Below are 23004 nucleotides of genomic sequence, written 5' to 3'. Positions count from 1 at the left end.
AATAACAGAAGTTTTAAAAACAAGTTATACACATTTTTTAGACATTGTGTAAATAAGTTGTTAATTTTAACTTTTTTGTCTTTAAATCAGCATAATACGTTGTTGATAACATTGTTAATAACTAATGGATAACTTGTTTATTTAACAATTTAACTAGCTTATAATATAAGTTAAATTATGATTTAATTATTGATTAGGAGATTTATGAGGAAACAAGAAATTGAAAAAAACAAATTATTGGCTTTAACCGAAACTTTTTTACACTGCTTAATGTTAGAAGTTACGGATAAAATGTTGTATAAAAATTTTTTTCTGCCTTTAAAAATAGCTAAGGTTGACTCTGATTATCACGTTACTATCGAATCGAACTTAAGTAAAGATAGTATGAATATCATAAGAGCAAGCATGAATGATAAAGTTAGCAAAGCTCTTGAAGAGACTCTCGGGCATTCCTGCACCTACACTTTTATTAGTACTGCCGAAAGTACCAAACAAATTGATTTAAATCAAGACACTAAAGTTAAACAAATTCAAAAAAACATCACAAAAACTCTAAAGAAAAATGTTTCTGTATTTAAAAATGATTTGACATTCGATACTTATGTTGAGGGCGAGTTCAATAAAGAAGCAATCAGAATTGGAAGATATATCGCTGATGGGGGTCAAGAATACAATCCTGTGTTTATTTTTTCGAAATCCGGGTTGGGTAAAACTCACTTATTGCACGCAATTGGCAATGAATTAGTCAAATTGGGTAAGTCCGTGCACTATATTAATCCTGGTGATTTTGTTACAGATATTTCACTGTTGCTTCAAGAAAATAATCAAGCTAAAATTAAAGAAAGAGTCAATTCTTTAATAAACGCTGATGTTGTAATGTTTGATGATTTTCAAAATTATGGGCAAGGCAACAAAAAATCTACATTGCAAGTTATAAATCAAATATTAGATAGTAGAATAAACAATAACAATTTAACAATTTTTACTTCTGATAAATCTATCACAGCATTAAATTCTATGTTTGATCACAGATTAATAACTAGATTAACAATGGGTTTACAATTAGAAATAAAACAGCCTAAACAGGATGACCTTATAAAAGTTCTTAACTATTTCATAAAGATAAAGAATATGCACCCTAATAATTGAGAATTAGAAGCGAAACAGTTTATTGCTCGAAATTTTCAAAATTCGATCAGAAATTTATTAGGAGCAATTACAAGATTAAGTTTTTATGATAAAGAAATCGCAAGCAAAGCCAACGCTAAATATTCACTCGTTGTCGTAAATAGAATACTTTCATCAATGACACTAAATAAAGAATCTGTTACGCCAGAATCTGTTATTGAATATGTTGCAAAATACTATAAAGTCCCTAAAAAAGAGATTTTAGGTAAAGGTAGACAGCGTGACGTTGTTATGGCAAGGCATATAGCAATATTCATTATTAGAGAAGAAATGGGTTTACCTCTTGAAAAAATCGGTCAATTATTCGGAAATAGAGATCATTCAACAATAATAAATGCAATCAAGAAAATCGAACGCGGATGCGAAGAAGCTGACCAATCATACAACAGAGCTATTTCGGCTATTTCTGAAGAAATATACAAGTTAACCTAAAGTTATTAACATAACAAAAACAACCAAAAACTATTAAAACAATTGAAAAACAACTTAAAAATCATGTTTTTCATAGTTATCAACAAAACACCAAAAATATATTACTTATATTTACTTTTTAAGGAGGAATTATGAAATTCCATATAAACAAAAAAATTCTTGATGATTCAATTGAAATTGTTTCAAAATACGTTGACCCAATTAGTACATTTTATAGCTTTAGAGGAATTATGATAATTGTGGACAATGAATTTATTACCATTAAAGCAGCTAACGACGCAACAAGCATCGTTAAGAAATTAACTGTGGATGATGTATTAATTAAGGTAGAACAAACTGGTGAATTTTTAATTCAAGCCAATGTTTTTAAAACAATTATTAAAAAATTGTCTGGGGAAATAACAATACAACAAACCCCTAATGCATTATTAGAAATAATTGAAGGAAATTCAAGATATCAACTTTCAACTCTTCAGTCAAATCAATTCCCAGTAATAGATAATTTAATCAACACAAAACAATTTGAATTAGATACCAACGAATTTAGGAAGGCAATTAAAAATGTTATTCACGCATCAAGTGCTGACAATAACTTAATCTATAGATGCATAAATATGCGTTATAAAAATAATTGCATTAATTTTACAGCAACTGACTCTTATAGATTGGCTCTCTACCAAATGAAAACAAATACTCCTTTAGAAGAAAATATTGATATTTCAGTAAATGCCAAAGATTTAAAGGATCTAATACCGGCAGACGCGCCTAAGAAAATTACCTTTTTTTACAATGATATAAAAGTTGGTGTTAAGTATGACAATACAATTATTATTTCGCGTATTGTTTCAGTACCATTTAGAGATACTGAACCAATTTTGGCAGATATGAATGTTAAATATAATTTACAAATTACAAAATCAGAATTGAATGAATTATTGAATAAGGTGTGATTAAGCAACGGTGATAAACAAAATAGAATCGAAGTAACGGTAACAAGTAATAACTTAACGTTGGTAAATAATATTGCTGAAATTGGAAGTTCAGTTGCTAAAACACAAAATTTTAAATTTGAAGGTAAACCTGTTGAATTTGATTTAAATTATAATTTCTTAAAAGATGCAATTTCCGTTTTTGAAGATGATATTTCCATTTTAATTGATGATCAAGTTAAAAAAATCTTAATCCTTTCTACTTCGAATGTCAGTTCTAAACAATTAATCACCCCCCTAAGAAGATAAAATGAATAATATAGTTTTTATAAATAATGGTTTTATTACAATTGGACAATTGTTGAAAAAAGTTGGGTTAATTGATACTGGTGGTCAAGCTAAATATTATTTAGAGAACAATAAAATAAAAATTAACGATAAAACTCCAATAGGGCGAAACACAAAAGTTTTCGCTGGCGATGTAGTTTGAGTTAATAATTTAATTTATTATGTAAAAGAGGAATAAATTTAATTAAACTTCGAAAATGTTCGAAGTTTTTTAATGCAAAAATAAATAAAATTGAAATGATTGCATTTCTGTTTAAAAATAAATTCTTTGGTACAATAATTCTTATGAAAATAAAAACGATACCTTTAATTTTAACTCTTTCTTCTTTTCCTACTACTGTTTCGTGCGCAACAATAAAAAATAACGATGAAGCAAATATGAACATAAAAATTTCTAACAACACAAAACAAGAAACAAAAAATATTTTGATTGAAGCTGACTTGAAAAAAAGAAATAACAATAATTTTATTAAAGATAAAACTCAAGAGAACACCGATAGTGCTCCTATAACAAACAAAAACACTGATACTATTGAAAACAACTCAAAAGCAGAAAATAATGCGGAAAGTACTGACGAGAAAAACATTGAAAGTGTTGCAGACATAAAAAATAACGATGTGAACGAAAACAATAAATTAAATAAAAACGATAATTTAACAATAAACAAAGGGGATATAACTAAAATTATTCCATCTTTGAGAAATAACGTCGCTGAAACTCTGTGGGTAAATGGTGTTAATGTAAATGTTGAAAATTTCAGAAAACAAAATGATCCTTCCTTAGTGGTTTATGAATACCCATTAAGAAATTCTAAAAACGAAGGTTGGTATGATATTAACAAACGTTTAGTAAACGGTGATTGATCATTATGTTCCGCTGTCGTCGCAGCAAATTGATTGCACTGATGATTAGATAGAAACCGAGAGTATGTAAACAGATATATAAAAGATTTCCCTGATAAAGCAATGATTAAAGCGGGCGATATTACAAAAAAACTAGAAAATATTATGATTAATTTTCCAGATGAAAATAATTATTACGATAGAAGCAGAATTTTCGACTATTTTACTGAGTTATTTCCGAATAAAGCATTATTTCCTAATAAATTAATAGATATGTTTATTAATGGCTATAAATATACTTCTAATAATTATGAATTAAATAACGAAAATAATTATAAACCAGTTGTCTCAAGAGGATTTTTCAAAGATGTATTTAAACACCACACTCTAACTTCATATGTTAGTCCCGGTTCGAGAGAAATGTTATCGATAAACATAAGAAATTGAATCAAAGAAGGACGGGCATTAGCTGTTTCATTTGGTTCGGGCAATAAAGGACACATCGTGACAATTTGGGGCGCTGATTTTGATAAAGACGGCAATATTCTAGCTGTTTACATCAGTGATTCTGATAATAAAGATGATAAGATGAAAATGTCTAAAGAGAGCGAATACGAAAGAGTTGGAATGACTAGATTGAGAATTGATTATTCTGCCGGCAACGCCAGATTAAGCGGTTATGTCGAAGATGGTAAAGGCGTTAATATTTGGCATATATACTCAATTCAAGACGGATGTAACTACTGAAAAGATTTTTTTGAAAAAATAGTTAGTTAGCGTTAATAGCAATAAAAAAACACCTTTGATTAAAAAAGTGTTTTTTTGTTTATGACTAAGCAGTTCTTTTTATTTTTTTGCTTTTTAAATGTGATACAACAACTAATATAAATTGTGAGAAGTAAATCAAGAATGATATTGTTTGTCACATCATTGCCGATAGTATATTTGAATCTAAGTCACCTCTATTAATAGCTAGTGTTACTCAGTATAACAATCAGAAGAAGTTAACGCAAACCATGCAAATTAACATCGGAACAGACATACCATCGAATTTTCTGTTTTCAAATGATCTAATCACGCTTGGTAAAAAGCTAAATGTTGTTAACATTGGAAATATTGTAACTGCGACAACCATTAGTTTTGGATTCATGTGTCTATCTTGAACTATTCCAAATAATGATAAGACAGTCGATGCGATAGCAATTCCCATTGAAATAAGCAACACTAATCAAGCATGTTTTCTTCTTGATTTGTCTGGAGAGTATAAATATAAAAAGAATAAAGTTAGTGAGAATATGTATGATGCAGCCATATTAGAATATGCAGTAGCTAACATTTTTGGGTTCGTTACGTCTCAAGAACCTAAAATCATTCACCCGACAATTCCTGAAAAGAATAATCAGAATGAATAATATTTAACCTCTGGACTAGTTTCCTTAGTTTTAATTAAGTGAATTAATTGAGGAAGTCCGATAAGAACGGTAAAAATTAGTGATGTCATGCCAAACAGCCATGTGAATCAGGCTGAAATTGGCTCGGCACTAGTCAGGTTTAAAAACCCTAAAACTGTGTTTTGGTCCATTAATAAAATCCTTCTTTCTTTATAATAAAATTATTAATATATTTGTGTATTTTGTCCGTATTTTTGTAGAACATAGCGTGACCGGAGTCGTTTAGTTCATACGTGTTAATATTATATAGATTTATATATTTTTCCGCCCTAGAAAAATCGAAATAATGGTCATTTCTACTGATAATTGCAATAAAATTTGATTTTTTATTATAAAAGTCCCCGTAAATTTTCTTAATTTTGCTAGTTTCGAAAATTTCATTAGCTAAAGCAGTAAATCTTTTTTTACGTTCAATATAGAATTCAGGAGGTGTTTGGAGGATTTTTTGCTTAACAGATTCGGTTTTAATTCAAGTATCATCATACTCAGAAAATAGGTTTAATTGTGATTCATAAAGTTCTTCAGGAGTTGAGGGAAGCATTCATTTAGTTCTGATTTTTATTGACTCTTGAGATTCGTCTCTTGGCATTATTGGTGTAACACCAAAAACGAATTTTATGTCTTCATTAAAAGTGGCATTATAAAGAGCAGCTGCCGTTCCCAAGGAATGGGTAACAACATAAATGTGTTTATTTTTCAATGTTTTTTCAATAAATTCTTGCACTATTTCGCAATAGTACTGCATAGTTGGAGTTTCGATGTTATTTGTTGATTGACCACATCCAGGCATATCGGGAGCAGTAATAGAGTACATTCTGTTTTTAATTTTAAAAAGAGATAAAGCACGTTGTGCTTCATCTCCAAAACCATGAAGAAATAAAACAACTATGTTGGTCAATTCTTCATCAACTAAATAAGAAATCGTTTCATTATTTAGTTCAATAAATTTTCTAATCATTATTTAGCCTAAGATTAGTTTTATAACTTCGTCTGGAGTTACAGTGCCAAAGTACTCTTGAAAATCAATTTCGTTAAAGACTTTTCTTATTGATTCTTCATTTAGTGGTAAATTATTGAATTTTGGTTCAATCTCATGAATATCTTTTTTGCTTAAGAAATCACCTTCAAATCTTAATTCTTTAATGATTCCTTTTTCGATATTTCCTTTAACAGTTACAATTCCACCCTTAAATTTGTTACCGCTTTTAAAGGTGAAAGTAGCAGCTTTATTGAAAATTCAGTCTTCTGAACTTACTTTTTCATACATTTCATCTAATTGTTTTTGGTATTTATCATAAGGGATCTCCATTAAAATACCACCTGAATTCTTAATGAAATAATCAATTAACTTAGTTATGAAAGTTTCAACATCCATTTTTTCTTTTAGTTCATCGTAAACGTTTGTAACACGCGCTCGAACTGATTGAATACCTTTTGATTCATATTTGATTCTAGCTGGGTTTAGAGCATTTGAAAGTTTAGTTAAATCTACATTGTAAAGTATTGTTCCGTGGCTCACAATTCTATTTTTACTTAAATATTGAGCGTTTCCGCTGATTTTGCAACCGTTAACATGAACATCATTTCTACCGTGAAATTCAGCATTTAAACCAAGCGATTTTAAAAAGTCTATAATTGGTGCTAAAAAACGTTCATAACCACCTTGATTATTGTAATCGGTAATAAAACTAAAGTTGATATTACCCATATCGTGGTAAACAGCACCACCACCTGATTTACGACGCGCTAATTTAATGTTGTTGTCAATAACATATTGTCTATTAATTTCTTCGTGCGCATTTTGGTTATTTCCGATTATTATTGCGTTATCGTGTTGATAAAGTATTAATACATCCCCAGTTACATCAGGATCGTTAAGAATAATATTTTCTAAAGGCAACGTAATGTAAGGGCTAGTTTCTTTAATTCTATAAATTTTCATTTTTCCTCTTTTCTATAAGTAAATTTTACCACCTATTTTTTAATGTTTTATACTGATAATTAAGTATTTAAGAAAAAAACAAGCATTTGAAACGCTTGTTAATTTTTTTAAGCAATTATTTTTTTATTGTATCTTTTTTTGTAGAAATTCGATTTCTTGAAGAAATGAATTGCAACAGCTTGAAGTATTGACCAAGCACTAGTTAAGAATCAATAAATTTGAACACCAGCAGTAAAGATTAAGGTAATGAATACAAATACAACCATCATTATTCATTGCATTTTATCGCTTTTTCTCATAGCGGCACGTTGTTCAATGCTTAAATGTTTAGTTTTTCTTTTGTTTAATAATCTTGGAACAAACATTGACATAAATTGTGTTCCAGCTGTTAGTATTAATAATATTAGATATAGATATTCACCCGCAAACAGTCTCTTGTATGAAACTGCAGCAAAGTCAAAACCTAGAAATTGTGTCGATTTTAGCTCGGGTACCGATTGAATTACACGTCACATAGCAATGAAAATAGGGAACGAAATAATCATTGATAATATTGCATCCATTGGACTTACACCATTTTTCTTATACAATTCTGATATTTCTTGTTGTTGTCTCATTTTCATTTCTTTATTGCCTTTGAATTCGGCATATTTTGCATCAATTTTAGCTTTACGTACACGCAATTCTTCTTGAATTGATTGTGACATTGTTGCTTTTCATGTAATTGCTAATACTATTAAACGTGTGATAATAACCGCAATTAAAAGCACTAGGAATGTACTTCACCCATGAGCGTCAGGCAATGGGGTTCTAACAGAGAATGTTAGTCAGGCTATTGGCCAGATTACAAATGAAAAGAAAGGACCATAGCTTAATGTTGATTTAAATGAGTAGAAAGAAATTTGTGGTTCAGCCGCAGCATAAGGAATTGTGTTTTTAACTGCATACGAAGGTGCGCCAATTACAGATTCAGGCGTACTTAAACTAGAAATTTTCTTTTGACCATTTTCATCATAAAGTTGTACACCGAATTTATCAATTAATGGTAATTTGGTGTTTGTGTGTTTTAGTAATGTTGCATCTAAATATGAGTCCATTACTTTATGGTATCTTGTAAGAGCCACGTATTCCTTCTCAGATAGAGTGGTCTTCTTGCCATCGATAATAGATTGCATAAATTCGGCATATGTTTTACCATTAAACGCATCATCATAGTATTTGTTGTTTACAAAAGTATTACGGTATAAGAATTCCAAGACATCACGTCCATATTTTTGGAATGGAAGATTTTGATATCCTTCTTGGTCATTATATACGGTAAATAACGAAGCTTTCTTAACTACTAATTCTTCATTTTCGGGGTGGTATATTGCTAAAGATTTATTATTAATTGGATATAATCCATCTTCTTGTTTTTCGCCAATGATTGCCTTTAAAGAAAAATCTGTATCTAAATATTTAAAGCTTGTTCAATTTTTGTAAATAGATTGATAATTTTTAGCGGTACTGTTGATGTATAGATATCTATTTGGTGTTTCACCGGTAACAATAGGCGTTTCATTTAAATTTTCATCAACAAATCTGATTGATGAAGAAAATTCCCCATTTTCGCCATATTTACCGCCATCTTGTACTGCTTGTTTTCTTAGTGATTCGATAACATCGCTGTAGTTTTTGTAAGCCAAGTGGTAGTTAGACTCTGGAGAATAAGTGATTTCATAGTATTCTCCGGTTTTCATATTGTTGGTGTCATTTTTTGCGGTTTTTTTGATAAAAGTCGAAACTGTTGGTGATATTTTAGCTTGTGAATCGTAAAATTCAGTACCAGCACCTGTATAATTTGAACTTTTAATAACCATAGTTTGAATGCAACCTGTTAAGGTTAACGCAAACAACAATACGTATAAGATAATTTTAGTTACAAGTCAAACTTTCTTTCAGACTGCTTTCTTTTTGCTTGGTCCTTGATTGTTATTCTTGCCTTTGAAGAAATCAAAGTTATTTGATCTATCTCTCATGATTTATTTTTTTAAATAACCTTTCGGTTGTTTCTAATTTTGTTTGATATTTTTGGTTTAAAAATTCTTTACGTAAGATGACAACGAAGTGATACTTTGAATCATATAATCCTAAAGAGTGGATGATTGATTTCAATTGACGTTTGTAAAAATTTCTATATACTGCATTGCAGAATTTTTTAGGAACAGTAATCCCCACTTTAAAGTCATTGGCTGGTTGATAGTAAATTATTAAATATTTGTTAATAACTTGCTTTTTGCCTTTGATGACATTGTCAAATTCTCAACTTTTTTGTAATCTAAATTCTTTTTTCATTTTAAAACCTAAATAGATAAATTAGTTATTGTCCGATACAGTTAATCTAGCTCTACCTTTAGCTCTTCTGGCAGCTAAAACTTTACGTCCGTTAGCTGTAGCCATTCTTGCACGAAAACCATGTGTTTTAACGTGTTTTCTTTTGTTTGGTTGGTATGTTCTTAAACTCATTGTAACCTCCTGTGTGTTTAAATGTTCTATCATATATAAATATATATTAATAAAACGCTTTTCTATTATATACAACAGAATAAAAAAAATTAGAAAAAAACTGCTTGACAGTCATTTTGCAACGCAAATTTATTATTTATCCACAATTTATCAACAAGAATATTGTGTTATTTATTAGATTAATTAATTCCAGTTTTTTTGCGAAAACACACGTTTTACAATTGAAATAGGCGTTTTGAATGAAAAGCATAATGTATGTGATTTAGTTATTATCAATATGGAATAAATAGCGAGTAATATTTGCTGATTAATTAGTGGTATAATTAGACAATTAATAATTAAATTAGGAGTTAACATGTTAAATATAAAGTTTATCCAAGAAAACAAAACGAAGGTACGCGAAGCATTGCAAAAGCGTAATTTTAATATTAAAATTTATGACGAACTAATAATATTGCTAGATAAACGTGGTAAATTAATGCATCAATCTCAATCTAAAAAAGCAGAATTAAGTAAATTTAGTAAAGAATTCGCTGAAGCTAAAAATGATAAAAATAAATTAGCTGAATTGAGAAAAGAAGCGGCGAAAATTAAAGCTGAACAAAGTAAACTTGAGGTTAAAGCTAATGAAATCGATCAAAAAACAAACGAATTATTATGAACAATACCCAATATTTGTCTGGATGAGGTTCCTTTTGGAGAATCTGACAAACAAAATATTGTTTTAGCAACGCATGATAAACTGGGTAGAGGTTTAGTAGCTAAAGCAAAACCACACTATGAAATTGCAAAAGACTTAGACATTATAGATTTTGAACGTGGCGTAAAACTTTCTGGTACCAGATTTGTTGTCTACAAAGGATTAGGCGCAAGATTAACAAGAGCAATTCAAAACTTTTTACTAGATCTTCACACTTCAGATGGTTATACTGAATTTTCAACCCCTGTTATTACTAAACCAAATATACTTTTCGGAACTGGGCAGTTACCTAAATTCAAAGAGGATTTATTCACGGTCGATGGCAATGATTGATATTTAATACCAACAGCGGAGGTTACATTAACAAACTTATTAAATAATGAAATGGTTGATTTGTCGACACCTCATCGTTATACAGCGTTTACGGAGTGTTTTAGATCCGAAGCTGGTAGTGGTGGCAAGGACACTAAAGGAATAATAAGATTGCATCAATTTAAAAAAGTTGAATTGGTTAAAATTACAAACGAAAAAGACGCAATGGCAGAATTCGATCAAATGCTTGCGCAAGCAAAAAAAGTACTTGAATTATTAGAACTACCTTATAGAGAAATATTATTATGCACTGGAGATACGGGTTTTTCATCTAGAAAAACCATTGATTTAGAAGTTTGATTACCTTCGGAAATTCAATTCAGAGAAATTTCATCAGTTTCATATATGGGCGATTTTCAAGCTAGAAGAGCAATGATAAGATACAAAGATGAAAATGGTACAAGTCAATATGCACACACCATGAATGGTTCTGGTTTAGCCATCGATAGACTTGTAGCTTCTATTTTAGAAAATTACCAAAACGAAGACGGAACCATAACAGTTCCTCAAAAACTTGTTCCATATATGGGAAAAGAAATTATCAAATAATGATTTTTAAAAAAACATAATCAGCCGATTATGTTTTTTGCATTATTATTTTTCTTGACTTTTGATTACATCATAGTCGAAATCAGTAGGAACGTTTCTTCCGAAATATTCAACTTCAACGGAAACCATTTTTTTAGAGTCACTTGCTTCAATAACTTTACCGCTTTGACCTTTAAATGGTCCATCAATGATTTCAACAATTTCACCGACAGAAAATTTTGTTTCAAGCTTTCCTTCGTAGAAATCTTTTAACATTTTTTCTTCAGATTTAAAACATTTTCTTATTTCGCGACTTGTTACTGGTGTTGGTTTAGCCCCTTTACCAGATGAACCGATTAAACCTGTTACATACTGTGTGTTACGGATAACAAATCAAGCCTTATCACTCATATACATATTGATAAAAATATAACCACTGTACATGTTGATCATTTTGACTGTATAAGGTTCTCCGTTAAGTTTCTTTTCCGCCTCTTTAGCTGTAAGGCTAGGTTTTTTGAAGATTTTAAATGCACCATCTTCCGTAGCTTCATTGTTAAAACAGTCATCGACTTGTTCACTAATTATTCTGTTTCTTAACGATTCAACAACCAAATCCTCTTTACCGGATACTGTACTGATCATGTATCATAAAAATTTTTTTTCTTCCATATTTTCTCCCACTGTGTATTTAATTTAATCCTAATTTAGTTCAAATTAGAGTAATTAATGTTGCAAAAAGCACCACAACTGCCGTAAATAATAAAGTAAAAATTACCACCTTTAAAAACGATGTTCAATTTGTTTTTTGACTAGGTCATCTAATACGTTTCATTTCTTTAACAAAACGTCTAACCCTGTACTTTTTAACTTTTTTTGTTTTGTTTTCAGGCATTATTTTTCCTCTTTATGCAACGTGTGTGTCTTACATTTTGGGCAATGTTTTTTGATTTCTATTCTCGCTGGATTCCCAGACCCTTTGCTTGTTGAATAGTTCATTGAGCGACATTCCGAACAACTTAAGGTGATTTTTACTTTTTTCATATTTATAATTATAATTTATTCTCCTTATTTAACGGCAAATAAAAAAGTGCCTCGCACTACTAATATTTTACACCATCTATGTAGTAATTGAAAGATTTTTTAATATGATGCAAAAATTCATTTTTTTTATTTCCTGTCATAAATCTCATTTTATTCTTATTATTTTCTAATTTACTCATATTTCTATATATTTCGTCAAATTTCATTTGATTATTAATAAATAAATTTATGTCATATTGGTATATAAAATTATCAAAAGATAATTCTGCATAATCGTCTTTAAGATTAAATAATTCGTCAACAGGTATTGGAGAAATGTTTATTTTTCTTTTATTTCTTAGCCAGTAATTTATTTTTGTTAAGCAAAAAAATTTGCCGGATGTAAGTAAAAAAGTTTTGAATGATGCACCTTTATCGGACCTAAAATTTTTAATGATTAATGGTGTTTTTAGTAAAAATTCATTATAGATATCTTCATATGAAAGCGGTATATCAAATTTTCTACTAAGAATAGATTTAATTGTAATTACCAACTCTTGTTTGTACAAACTATCAATTAAATATACTTGTTTTTTAAAACTAAGCGACGATAAAAAACCGCCAACTTCGCTTTGATTTAGTTGGTTGAATTTTGAAATTAAATTCATAGATTACTCCTTGGTTATTTGATTTATTAATAAACCTGCAGCAACTGAAACATTTAGAGATTGCACTGTTCCCTTTTGTGGAATATAGATAATAACATCAGATTCATTTAAAACTGGTTGTGATACACCCGAGCCTTCATTTCCTATAACAAGAATAGTTGGTTTGTTGTAATCCACTTTATCGAAGTGTTGAGCATTTTTGCTCAAGGCTGATGAGTAAACTCAGTATCCTGCTTTTTTAAGTCTTTTCAATGCAGCAACAAGATTGTTAACTTTTACAACTTTAACACCAACAAAACCACCAGAGCTTACCTTTAATACAGTGGAAGTAATTCCTGCCGATCTGTCTTTGGATAATATAATGTGCTTAATACCTAAAGCATTAGCAGTTCTTAAAATAGCTCCCAAATTATGGGGGTCTTGAATTTTATCTAGTACCAAAACGTTATTTGGTTTTTCTTTTTCTATTATTGCAAGATCATAAATAGGGAAATCTTTTAAAACTGCAATAATTCCTTGGTGATTTTCTCTTGTGATTTGGTCAAAAAACTTATTGTCTTCAACGACCACTTTTACAGTTGTTTCGGTTTTTATTTTTTGAGCAAGATTTTCGTTGTTAACATAAATAACCATAATGGGTAATTTAGCATTTATTGCATCGTTTACAGAATTTCTTCCTCACAATATTAATTTTTCCATATTATGTCCTTTAATTATTATTAATTTTTCCGTTTTAGTTTGTGTTAATAATGCCCTGTTTTCATTAATTTTTCTCTACAAATATCTGCATTTAAATAGTCTTTTTTCTCTACAAATGAACGCCATTCGTCAAAAAGTTTTATTGATTCCAGATAGTTTTTGTAATTAGTTAATGTTGGGTGTAAAATGTTTAAAACAGTGATTATTGTTTGAGCGACTTCATAAGTTTTATATTTATTATATTTTTTGATTTCTTCATTTAATAACATATTGTATTTTGCAAAATCGTAATTAGCTAATGCTTCAAAAATTTTAATCGTTTCTTCAGATGAAGATAATTTTTCAAAATTATTACCGTGATTTAAAAAGATTTGAAAAATCACTTTAATATATTTTGATTCTACTGATTTAAGATTCTTAAATAATTCTTCCGTGATATTTATTGGGGCACTAAATTTAGCGGTCAAAATCATTAATTTATAAATTTCAACTCCGTATTTATTGAAAAATTCCTCAGGGGAAATAACGTTTCCAAGTGATTTTGACATTTTTACACCTTCGAGATTAATTTGTCCCGTTCTCAATCATTCACTTGCCAAGTGTTTATTATGCAATGCAAAATGTTGTATATTTTCATTCTCGTGGTGAGGAAATGTTAAATCCATTCCGCCACTATGAATATCAACTCCTTGAGAAGAAAAATGTTTATCTATTAACGCACAACATTCAGTATGTCATCCTGGTCTACCTTGTCCAAAAGGAGAATTGTATTTTATTCCTACTTTTGTATTTTTTCAAAGGGCAAAATCGGCGGGGAATTTTTTATTGATATTTTGTTCTTCAAAAGCCATTTTTTCAATTTTTTGTCCTGAAACACAGCCATAAGAATCAGCATTTTTTTGAACGTCAAATCAAACATTTCCTTCTGAATCAGAATATGCATTACCAGTGTCAATTAGTCTTTGAATATATTTCGTAATTACATCCATATTATCAGTAACTTTTTCAACACATGTAATAGTGTCAACATTTAACATTTTTAATAAGTTGAAATATACTTGTGTATATTTTTCCGAAATTTCTTTCTCTGTTTTATTTGATTCAATTGCTTTGTTAATGATTTTGTCATCGATGTCGGTTATGTTATGAACTAAACAAAAATCTTTTTTTAAAAAACGCATTGCTTTTAAAATGAGGTCAAATGTCACAATTGCTCTTAAGTTTCCGATATGGGGGTTGTTATAAACCGTCGGTCCACAAATATATAATTTAATCATAGTATTAATTATACATATTTAAATCTGTAATTGATATATATGTTATTTGAATCTAGGAAAAATTATTTTTTATTTTGCAAAAAAATAAATCATAATTATTAATTTTAAGAAAATGGATTGCTAATTCACACATTTTACAATTGAATAAGCAAAATTACTGAAATAAAATATAATATAAAACAACCCCTTTATATTTACAGTGATGCATTAAAAATCATTAACAAACAACTATTTTTTTTCTTATTACTAAATTATATATAGAGATTAAGTATAAAAAATAGTATTATTGATATATGCAAAAATATGATGAAAATAGTATTCAACAATTAAAAGGTTTGGAAGCAGTGCGTAAACGTCCAGGTATGTACATTGGAAGTACTGATGTTAATGGGCTACATCACTTAGTTTGAGAAATAGTTGATAACTCTATCGATGAAGCGTTAGCTGGTGCAGCTAATATAATTTCAGTTACTTTGACCAAATCTGGTTCTGTAATAGTAAAAGATAATGGTCGTGGGGTACCGGTTGGTAAAACCCAAACTGGAAAAACAGCAGTTGAAAGAGTATTTACTGAACTGCACACTGGTGGCAAATTCGATGAAAGTGCTTATAAGACATCTGGGGGTCTACATGGTGTTGGCGCTTCTGTAGTTAATGCATTGAGTACAAAGTTAATAGCCACAGTTCATAAAGACGGCGGAATTTATGAAACTGTTTTTGAAAATGGTGGAGAAATAACACAAAAAACTCAACTAATTGGCAAAACAAAGGAAAACGGAACAATAGTTGAATTTTGACCTAATTATGAAGTATTTAAACGATCAAAATTGAGTTACGAAAAAATATCCGAAAGATTAAGAGAAAGTAGTTTTTTAATTGCTGGTTTGAAAATTATTTTAATTGATGAGATAAGAGATCAAAGAGATGAATTTCAATATGAGAATGGTATAAGTGCGTTTGTGGAGTTCATGAATGATTCTAAAAATGCAATTGGAGATGTTTTTACATTCCGAGAAATTAAACGAGATATTGAGGTAGAGTGCGGTTTTCAATATACCGATAGCTACAATGAAACTATTTTATCTTTTGTTAACAACGTTAAAACTAAAGACGGCGGAACACATGAATCAGGATTGAAATCGGCATTAACTAAAACTTTCAATGAGATAGCAATGGATGAAAAAATGATTAAAGGTAAAAACACTTTTGATGGAGATGATATTCGCGAAGGTTTAACAATCATAATCAGTGTTAAGATACCTGAAAAATATCTTGAATTTGTTAGTCAAACCAAAGATAAACTTGGAACTCCTGAAGCTAAAAGTGTTGTAGAAGAAATTGCTCTTAAGCATCTTAAAATTTGATCAGTAGAAAATAAACCATTAGTTAAAAAAATATTAGACAAAATTAAAAAAGCAGCTGAAGCTCGAGCTAGCGCACGTAAAGCAAGAGCTGAAGCCCGTTCAACTAAAAACGCTTTAAAAGAAAAACAAATTTTAAGCGGTAAATTGACACCTGCTCAATCAAGAAACGCATCCGAAAAAGAATTGTTTTTAGTTGAAGGCGATTCTGCTGGAGGTACCGCTAAAAAAGGTCGTGATCGCAAGTTTCAGGCAATCTTACCTTTAAGAGGAAAAGTTCTAAACACTGAAAAAGCTAGACTTTATGAAATATTAAAAAACGAAGAAATAGCAACTATTATAAATACTATTGGAGCTGGTGTTGGTGATGATTTTGACATTAAAAAAGCCCAGTATGGGAAAGTAGTAATTATGACCGATGCCGACACGGATGGGGCTCACATACAAATATTACTTTTAACATTTTTCTTTAGACATATGAGAGAACTTGTAGATGCCGGTATGGTTTATATCGCATTGCCTCCTTTATTTAAAGTTACGAGTACTCGAGGTAAAAAAGAAATTATTTATGCTTGAGATGAATTGGAACTAAAAGATATTTTGCAACAACCAAACTTTAAAAATGCCGAAATACAGCGTTATAAAGGTCTTGGTGAAATGAATGCAGATCAGATTTGAGAGACAACAATGAATCCTGAAACGAGAACTTTGATTCAAGTGAAAATTAATGACGTTACTTTGGCTGAAAGACGTGTTTCAACATTAATGGGTGATAATGCCGAACCAAGAAAAGAATGAATTAATGCAAACGTAGAATTTAGTCTTGAAGATGACTATGAAATTTAGGAGGCCTAATGACATCAAAAAATAAACTTAAAATCGACCAAATTGTCGAAAAAATTGTTGCTGAAAATATTGATTCAATTATGGCGGATCGTTTTAGTCGTTATTCAAAATATATAATTCAACAAAGAGCTCTGCCTGATGTTAGAGATGGTTTGAAACCAGTTCAACGTAGAATTCTTTATTCAATGAGTGAATTGGGTTTATTTTCTAATAAACCATTCAAAAAATCAGCGAGAGTTGTTGGCGATGTTATTGGTAAATATCACCCGCATGGTGATAGTTCAATTTATGAAGCAATGGTTAGAATGGCACAAGATTGAAAAATTGGCCACACGTTAATTGAAATGCACGGTAATGTTGGTAGTATTGATGATGACCCAGCAGCTGCAATGCGTTACACAGAAGTTAGATTGGCTAAAATAAGTGAATACATCTTGGGAGATTTGAAAAAAAACACTGTTAAATTTGCTCCTAACTTTGACGATAGCGAAAAAGAACCAATTGTTTTACCGTCTATAATTCCTAATTTATTATTAAACGGAGCAAGGGGGATTGCTTCTGGTTTTGCTACTGATATGCCGCCACACAATTTAAATGAAATTATAGACGCCGCAATTGCAAAAATTAAAAATCCTGATATTTCATTAAAACAATTAATGAAATATATTCAAGGCCCTGACTTCCCAACCGGTGGAATTGTATACGGGAATCAAGGAATTTACGAAGCATTTGAGCTTGGTAGAGGTCGTATCACGCTTGTATCAAGATATAAAGTTTATGAAGACAAGAAAAATAAATATATTGAAATTACAGAAATACCTTATGGCGTAATTAAATCAAAATTAGTCAGAGACATAGATTTACTAATAACTAATGAAAATATTAATGGGCTTTTAGAAGTAAAAGATATGTCTGACAGAGACGGCATCAGTATTTTAATAACTCTTGATTTGAATGCTAATGAAGAAACAATATTAAACTTTTTACTCCAAAAAACTGAAATGCAAGTTTACTACAATATAAATAATGTTGCTATTGTAAATAATTCACCTAGATTATGCGGTTTACAACAACTTTTAAATGAATACGTCAGCCATGTTAAAGATATAAAAACTAAGACTTTACTATTTGATCTTGCTAAATATAAAACTAGATTAGAACTTGTAGAAGGTTTTATTAAAGTTTCTGAAATTACTGACAAAGTTATTGAAGTAATTAGAAAAAGTGAAAATGGTAAACAAGGTGTTATTGATAATTTAGTAAGTGTTTTTGATTTTACTATTAATCAAGCAACGGCAATTGCGGAGTTAAGATTATATAGATTGTCAAAAACTGATAAAGAAGCATTTCTGGCGGAAAAATTAGAATTAGAAGAATTAATTAAGCGTTGCGAGTTACTTTTGAGTGATTCTGGTCAATTTAATGATTGAATCATTGAGGTTCTTAAGGAAATTAAAAAAGAATTCGGCATACCTAGAAAAACGACTATAAACCAAGAAGAAATTAAAATTAAATACGATGAAGCTGACCTAGTTGTGAGCGAAGATGTAATTTTAAGCATCACCAAACATGGTTATATCAAGAGATTCTCTACAAGAGTAAATGAAGCGAATGACTGAACAACATTCGGCATTAAAGAAGAAGACAGAATTCAATTTTATGGCAAAGTTAATACAACAGACAGCATATTAACTTTTACTAATCTTGGTAATTATGCGTTAGTTCCGGTTTATAAAATTCAGGAAAGCAAGTGAAAAGAGTTCGGTTCGCATCTATCTGAATTTGTTGAGTTACAATCGGGTGAAGAATTAGTTTCAGTTATTAACGTAAAAGACTTTGAAACTCTTAACTATGTTTGTTTATTTACAAAAGAAGGTCAAGGAAAAAGAGTTTTATTAAAAGATTTTTATGTTTCAAGAAACAACAAAACATTTACCGCAATGAAATTGCGTGCTGGAGATCAACTAGTTGGGGCAAAATTATCAAATGGTTACAAAGACATTTTAATTATTACAGAACGTGGTTTGGCTTCTCTTTACACCGAAAATGATGTACAAATTTATGGAACCAAAGCGAACGGTACTAAATCTTGTTTCTTACCACCTATTGATAGTATTGTGGCATTTTGTCCAGTAGAATCTGATGATGTGGTCACATTACTGGCCAACGATAAATTCGTCAAAAGAATAAAGGTGAATGGTATAACCAAAATAAGTAAAAAACATTTAGGTAAGCCACTATTCAATCAATTTAAAACAAAACCATACCTGGTAACTGATGCTATGTCAACAAATTTATCTGATGAAATTTTTGTTAAAAACAGTAATAATGAATTAACTTTGGAAAAAGTTTCAGAGTATCCTATAACGACAATTAAAGAAGGCTTTTCAAAAATTAAAGTTGAAGATGTTGCTAATTTATCATTTAAATCAAATGACGAGACATCTGATGAAATTCAAAATATTGAAAAATCTTACGAAAAATCGACTGACAAAGAAGAAAAAATTATCGATAATGCCCAAAAACAAGTTGATAATTTATTGGATATGGATGTTGAAGCAATTTTAAAAAAATACTCAATTAAGTAAATAAAAAATAACATTGCGAAGTGTTAATTATTTTGTACGCAATCATTAGTAGTGTAAGTCTCATCAAAAAAAAGATAGAGTTGTAAATGCAGGTCACTTACGCATTGAAGAGATTGTTCGATATAAATTAAATAGAATTGAAGTAGTATTTAAAACATTTGGATATTTTAGATAGAAAGAAACAACATAAAAAATATAAAAAACTTACGAAAATGTAAATAATGTTTTCTATTACACAAACTAGTGAACAGGAGAATTTAATATAGCACACCAAAGTTCTTAAAATCTTGATTAAAGCAATTTTATTAACTGTTTTTATGTTTATTTAACAACATTGAAATAAGCTATAATTATTTAAATATATTATTTGCTCAAAGTCTATTCTTGAAATTTATGGTTTAAGAATTTAATATATTTGAGGAAATCATGGCGGTAGTGTAATATTTAATATGTATTTTTTAGAGTAAAGATGATAAAAATATAAGGGGTGGTAGATAATGAATAAGAAAATTCGATTAGGCCAATTTTTTACAAAGAAAAGCATTTGATTAAAGCCCCAAGTTTTAGAATTCATAGAAAATTCTAAAATGAAAAATATATATGACCCTTTTGCTGGTTCAGGGGATTTATTTAAAGCGTTCGATGGAAAAATGTTTACGAAACAAATTGGTTTAGATATTGACAAAGAGTTGAATTGAAAATATAATGATTCTCTTGTTTGAATACCGCATGAGAAAGATGCGATTATCATAACAAACCCACCATATATTAAAAAACACTCTGCAAAAAGACAGGGTATTAATTTGCAAAAATATTTTAATAAGTCAGAATATGATGATGTTTATTTGATTGCTCTAGAAATGATGCTTAAAGCACAAAAATTTGTTGTTGCAATAATTCCTGAATCGTTTATTAATTCGAATTTTAAAGATAAAGAAAAATTATATTCAATTACCATTCTTGAAGAAAACCCATTTTATGATACGGAAATGCCTGTCTGTGTTGCTTGTTTTGACGGTATAAAAAAATCCTTAGATAAAATAAAAATATATAAAAATAATAATTATGTTGGTAATTTAATGGAAATATATTCTCATTTTTTAAAACCTATTAATAAAATTAAAATTAAATTTAATGATATAAACGGTTGGCTAGCTCTCAAGGCCATTGATGGAACCAAAGAACAGTCTGTAATTAAATTTGATTTTAAACAGAATATTAAATACGACTGAGAAAATAAAATTAAGGTTTCTTCTAGACATATAACATTAATAAATATAAACGTTAAAGATTCGTTAAAAAACAAATTCATAGAAAGAATTAACCTAATTTTAAATAACATTAGAGAAGCTACTGATGATGTTATTTTAACGCCGTTCAAAGGAAATACCATTAAAGGCAAAAGAAGAAGAAGATTAGATTTTAAGTTGGCAAGAGGCATAATAGAGAAAGCGTATGTAGAATTAAATAATGAAATTTAAAATAGACAATATAGAAATTTTTGAAAGAAGTAAAGATAAAAAGAATGCTTCAATAAAAAACAATGAAGAAAATTTTGGATTTTTAGTAATCCCGAATACAGCAGACCAAACAAATAGTCTAACTGAGAATAATCAAGAATTAATCAATTTAATAACAACTTATTCGTCATTAAAAAAATTAGATTTTAATGCTGTGAATCAAAAGTTGTTAGAAGAAATAATTAATAAAATTATTCGCATTATTGAAGACGTAGAATTTATTAATTATTCTTCGTTTTGTATTTATTTTCAAACACAAGGTACATCATATAATCAATTTATTACAATTAAAAAAACATTAAAAGAAAAGCAAGAAATAATAAAACGGTTGATTGAAAATTATATTCATGATAGACATAATATATATTTATCTCATGGATATTCCAATCAAGCCCTTCAAGTTGTTTGCGATGCTTATTCTTCCAAAAGAAAAGGAAGCACTGGTATAAAAAGAATTGAAAGTGATTTATTATCATCGTATAAAAAAGTTAGTACTATAGATGAATTTAAAAATAACAATCAATCTTATTTATTTCCGGAAGACAATAAAAAATTGTTTAACAAAATTTTAAGCGAATATGATATTGCATTTGATTTTAGAAATGTTTATATTAATAAATATCCAGATTTATTAATAAAGATAGGTGATGAAATATTTATTATAGAACATAAATTAACTACCGGTTCTGGAGGGAGTCAAAATAATGAACTAAAGGAAATTATAGATTTTGTAAATTATGAAGAAGATAATAAAAATATTCATTATGTATCTTGTTTAGATGGTGATTCAATATATTACTTGGAGAGTTCTGATGGCAAACAAAATAAATCCAATATACAAAATAACAGAATACTAAATAATTTAGAAAACAATAAAAGTAATTATTTTTTAAATATGAATTTGCTTAAAAAATTACTTAAAAAAGTTAAGGATAATATTGAGTTAGCAAATCAAACCAATGATTAAATAAATTCTCTTAAAGCATTGTTCCACTCACAACAACGAAGACGGAACTTTTATATATAAATATATATATCACAAAATCTATGCAAACAGTAATTGACGAATACAAAAGAGAATAACATTCAAAAATTACAAGCTCAATATTTAATCATTTTTGCGATATATATCTTTAAAAAGTCAAAACTGCAAACATCATTCAAAATTCTAAATAAAAATCAATTTATAAATTTATTGAAGAAAGCTACTTAAGATTACATAAAAATGGTATTGACTGAGATGTAGTAAGAATTAAAATAAACAAATATGTTTTATAAAGTCAATCAATATACAATCTAGAAAGCACTATTACATACTAACCAAAATGATTCGATATTGAGGTAAGACATATAGCGATAACAAAAAAAGAAAAATTAATTGATTACTAATTTATTGTTCACAGTATAATTATAAAATTACTGGTTTGATCATTCGAATGATATCAATCGAATGTGTCTTTGGCACCTTTATATCTATTAGTAAAGCAAAATATAAAATTAAATCATTGTCTAATTGAAGATGTTTCAATAATGAGAATCATTAGATAAATTTATAAAATAATCAAATTTTATTAATAATTTTGTAAGTTATTAATTTAAATCCTTTAAACATTAATAAAGCATATTTTTAATTACTTTTTTATGTTCTATATTAAGTGATTCGAAACATAAAAAGAATTATTTTAGCATTAATTATTTTGACTTTTGTTCGGACATTATAAAATAGATTTTGCGAGATTAAGAAACAAAACAGCTGCTTCATGAAAAAAACGAAAAAGGTTTTT

General features: G+C 28.9%; 21 protein-coding genes. 9 read left to right on the top strand and 12 right to left on the bottom strand.

Annotation, left to right across the window (positions count from 1 at the left end; translation table 4 throughout):
* Positions 1-204: 204 nt before the first annotated feature.
* The 4 genes from dnaA (at position 205) to HLA87_RS01905 (ending at position 4517) form a co-directional block, all read left to right on the top strand.
* Positions 205-1620 (top strand): chromosomal replication initiator protein DnaA, encoded by a 1416-nt coding sequence (dnaA, locus tag HLA87_RS01920; RefSeq protein WP_171111392.1) that lies wholly within the window; start codon positions 205-207, stop codon positions 1618-1620.
* 131 nt (positions 1621-1751) lie between these two features.
* Complete coding sequence (locus HLA87_RS01915) at positions 1752-2858, top strand: DNA polymerase III subunit beta (RefSeq protein ID WP_171111390.1); 1107 nt, start codon at positions 1752-1754, stop codon at positions 2856-2858.
* Between the two features lies 1 nt (position 2859).
* Positions 2860-3075 carry an RNA-binding S4 domain-containing protein gene (locus tag HLA87_RS01910; RefSeq protein ID WP_171111388.1) on the top strand — a complete coding sequence of 72 codons (216 nt, stop codon included), beginning with the start codon at positions 2860-2862 and terminating at the stop codon, positions 3073-3075.
* 107 nt (positions 3076-3182) lie between these two features.
* Complete coding sequence (locus HLA87_RS01905; RefSeq protein ID WP_171111386.1) at positions 3183-4517, top strand: IdeS/Mac family cysteine endopeptidase; 1335 nt, start codon at positions 3183-3185, stop codon at positions 4515-4517.
* Between the two features lie 55 nt (positions 4518-4572).
* On the opposite strand, the gene HLA87_RS01900 is transcribed toward HLA87_RS01905, so the two are convergent.
* The 6 genes from HLA87_RS01900 to rpmH form a co-directional block, all read right to left on the bottom strand.
* Positions 4573-5322 carry a PQ-loop repeat-containing protein gene (locus HLA87_RS01900; RefSeq protein ID WP_171111384.1) on the bottom strand — a complete coding sequence of 250 codons (750 nt, stop codon included), beginning with the start codon at positions 5320-5322 and terminating at the stop codon, positions 4573-4575.
* Positions 5322-6149: an alpha/beta fold hydrolase gene (locus HLA87_RS01895; RefSeq protein ID WP_171111382.1), complete on the bottom strand. Its 828-nt coding sequence runs from the start codon at positions 6147-6149 to the stop codon at positions 5322-5324. Before HLA87_RS01895 ends, HLA87_RS01900 begins: the two co-directional genes overlap by 1 nt.
* 3 nt (positions 6150-6152) lie before the next feature.
* Positions 6153-7133: a lipoate--protein ligase gene (locus HLA87_RS01890; protein WP_171111380.1), complete on the bottom strand. Its 981-nt coding sequence runs from the start codon at positions 7131-7133 to the stop codon at positions 6153-6155.
* A 107-nt stretch (positions 7134-7240) separates the two neighbouring features.
* On the bottom strand, positions 7241-9151 hold the full coding sequence (yidC, locus tag HLA87_RS01885; protein ID WP_171111378.1) for a membrane protein insertase YidC: 1911 nt from the start codon (positions 9149-9151) through the stop codon (positions 7241-7243).
* A complete protein-coding gene (gene rnpA, locus HLA87_RS01880) occupies positions 9141-9467 on the bottom strand; it encodes a ribonuclease P protein component (RefSeq protein ID WP_171111376.1) in 327 nt (108 codons plus the stop codon). The genes yidC and rnpA overlap by 11 nt, the downstream gene beginning before the upstream one ends.
* A 21-nt stretch (positions 9468-9488) precedes the next feature.
* The gene (gene rpmH / locus HLA87_RS01875; protein WP_171111374.1) at positions 9489-9638 is read right to left on the bottom strand and encodes a 50S ribosomal protein L34; all 150 of its coding nucleotides are present in this window, start codon (positions 9636-9638) and stop codon (positions 9489-9491) included.
* A 355-nt stretch (positions 9639-9993) separates the two neighbouring features.
* On the opposite strand from rpmH, the gene serS reads away from it, so the two are divergent.
* Entirely contained in the window at positions 9994-11259 is a 1266-nt protein-coding gene (gene serS / locus HLA87_RS01870) for a serine--tRNA ligase (RefSeq protein ID WP_171111372.1), read from the top strand.
* Positions 11260-11304: 45 nt separating this feature from the next.
* On the opposite strand, the gene nusG is transcribed toward serS, so the two are convergent.
* Genes nusG through HLA87_RS01840 form a run of 6 tightly spaced genes read right to left on the bottom strand, consistent with a single transcriptional unit; the run spans position 11305 to position 14905 of the window.
* Entirely contained in the window at positions 11305-11910 is a 606-nt protein-coding gene (gene nusG, locus HLA87_RS01865) for a transcription termination/antitermination protein NusG (protein ID WP_171111370.1), read from the bottom strand.
* A 19-nt stretch (positions 11911-11929) separates the two neighbouring features.
* Complete coding sequence (secE, locus tag HLA87_RS01860; protein ID WP_171111368.1) at positions 11930-12133, bottom strand: preprotein translocase subunit SecE; 204 nt, start codon at positions 12131-12133, stop codon at positions 11930-11932.
* The gene (gene rpmG, locus HLA87_RS01855; RefSeq protein WP_171111366.1) at positions 12133-12282 is read right to left on the bottom strand and encodes a 50S ribosomal protein L33; all 150 of its coding nucleotides are present in this window, start codon (positions 12280-12282) and stop codon (positions 12133-12135) included. Before rpmG ends, secE begins: the two co-directional genes overlap by 1 nt.
* A gap of 59 nt (positions 12283-12341) precedes the next feature.
* The gene (locus HLA87_RS01850; RefSeq protein WP_171111363.1) at positions 12342-12929 is read right to left on the bottom strand and encodes a hypothetical protein; all 588 of its coding nucleotides are present in this window, start codon (positions 12927-12929) and stop codon (positions 12342-12344) included.
* Positions 12930-12932: 3 nt separating this feature from the next.
* The gene (gene rlmB / locus HLA87_RS01845) at positions 12933-13628 is read right to left on the bottom strand and encodes a 23S rRNA (guanosine(2251)-2'-O)-methyltransferase RlmB (RefSeq protein ID WP_171111361.1); all 696 of its coding nucleotides are present in this window, start codon (positions 13626-13628) and stop codon (positions 12933-12935) included.
* Between the two features lie 44 nt (positions 13629-13672).
* A complete protein-coding gene (locus HLA87_RS01840; RefSeq protein WP_171111359.1) occupies positions 13673-14905 on the bottom strand; it encodes a class I tRNA ligase family protein in 1233 nt (410 codons plus the stop codon).
* 293 nt (positions 14906-15198) lie between these two features.
* On the opposite strand from HLA87_RS01840, the gene parE reads away from it, so the two are divergent.
* The 4 genes from parE to HLA87_RS01820 all read left to right on the top strand — a co-directional run bounded on the left by parE (position 15199) and on the right by HLA87_RS01820 (position 22187).
* Entirely contained in the window at positions 15199-17112 is a 1914-nt protein-coding gene (gene parE, locus HLA87_RS01835) for a DNA topoisomerase IV subunit B (protein WP_171111358.1), read from the top strand.
* Between the two features lie 8 nt (positions 17113-17120).
* Positions 17121-19700: a DNA topoisomerase IV subunit A gene (gene parC / locus HLA87_RS01830; protein WP_171111356.1), complete on the top strand. Its 2580-nt coding sequence runs from the start codon at positions 17121-17123 to the stop codon at positions 19698-19700.
* A 497-nt stretch (positions 19701-20197) separates the two neighbouring features.
* Positions 20198-21181: a hypothetical protein gene (locus tag HLA87_RS01825; RefSeq protein WP_171111354.1), complete on the top strand. Its 984-nt coding sequence runs from the start codon at positions 20198-20200 to the stop codon at positions 21179-21181.
* Positions 21171-22187, top strand: coding sequence for a hypothetical protein (locus HLA87_RS01820; protein ID WP_171111352.1), 1017 nt, complete (start codon positions 21171-21173; stop codon positions 22185-22187). The genes HLA87_RS01825 and HLA87_RS01820 overlap by 11 nt, the downstream gene beginning before the upstream one ends.
* Positions 22188-23004: the final 817 nt, after the last annotated feature.

The sequence above is a fragment of the Mycoplasma miroungigenitalium genome, from assembly GCF_013008635.1.
Classification (GTDB): Bacteria; Bacillota_I; Bacilli_A; order Mycoplasmatales; family Metamycoplasmataceae; genus Mycoplasmopsis; species Mycoplasmopsis miroungigenitalium.
This window is presented reverse-complemented; position numbering and strand designations above follow the sequence as displayed.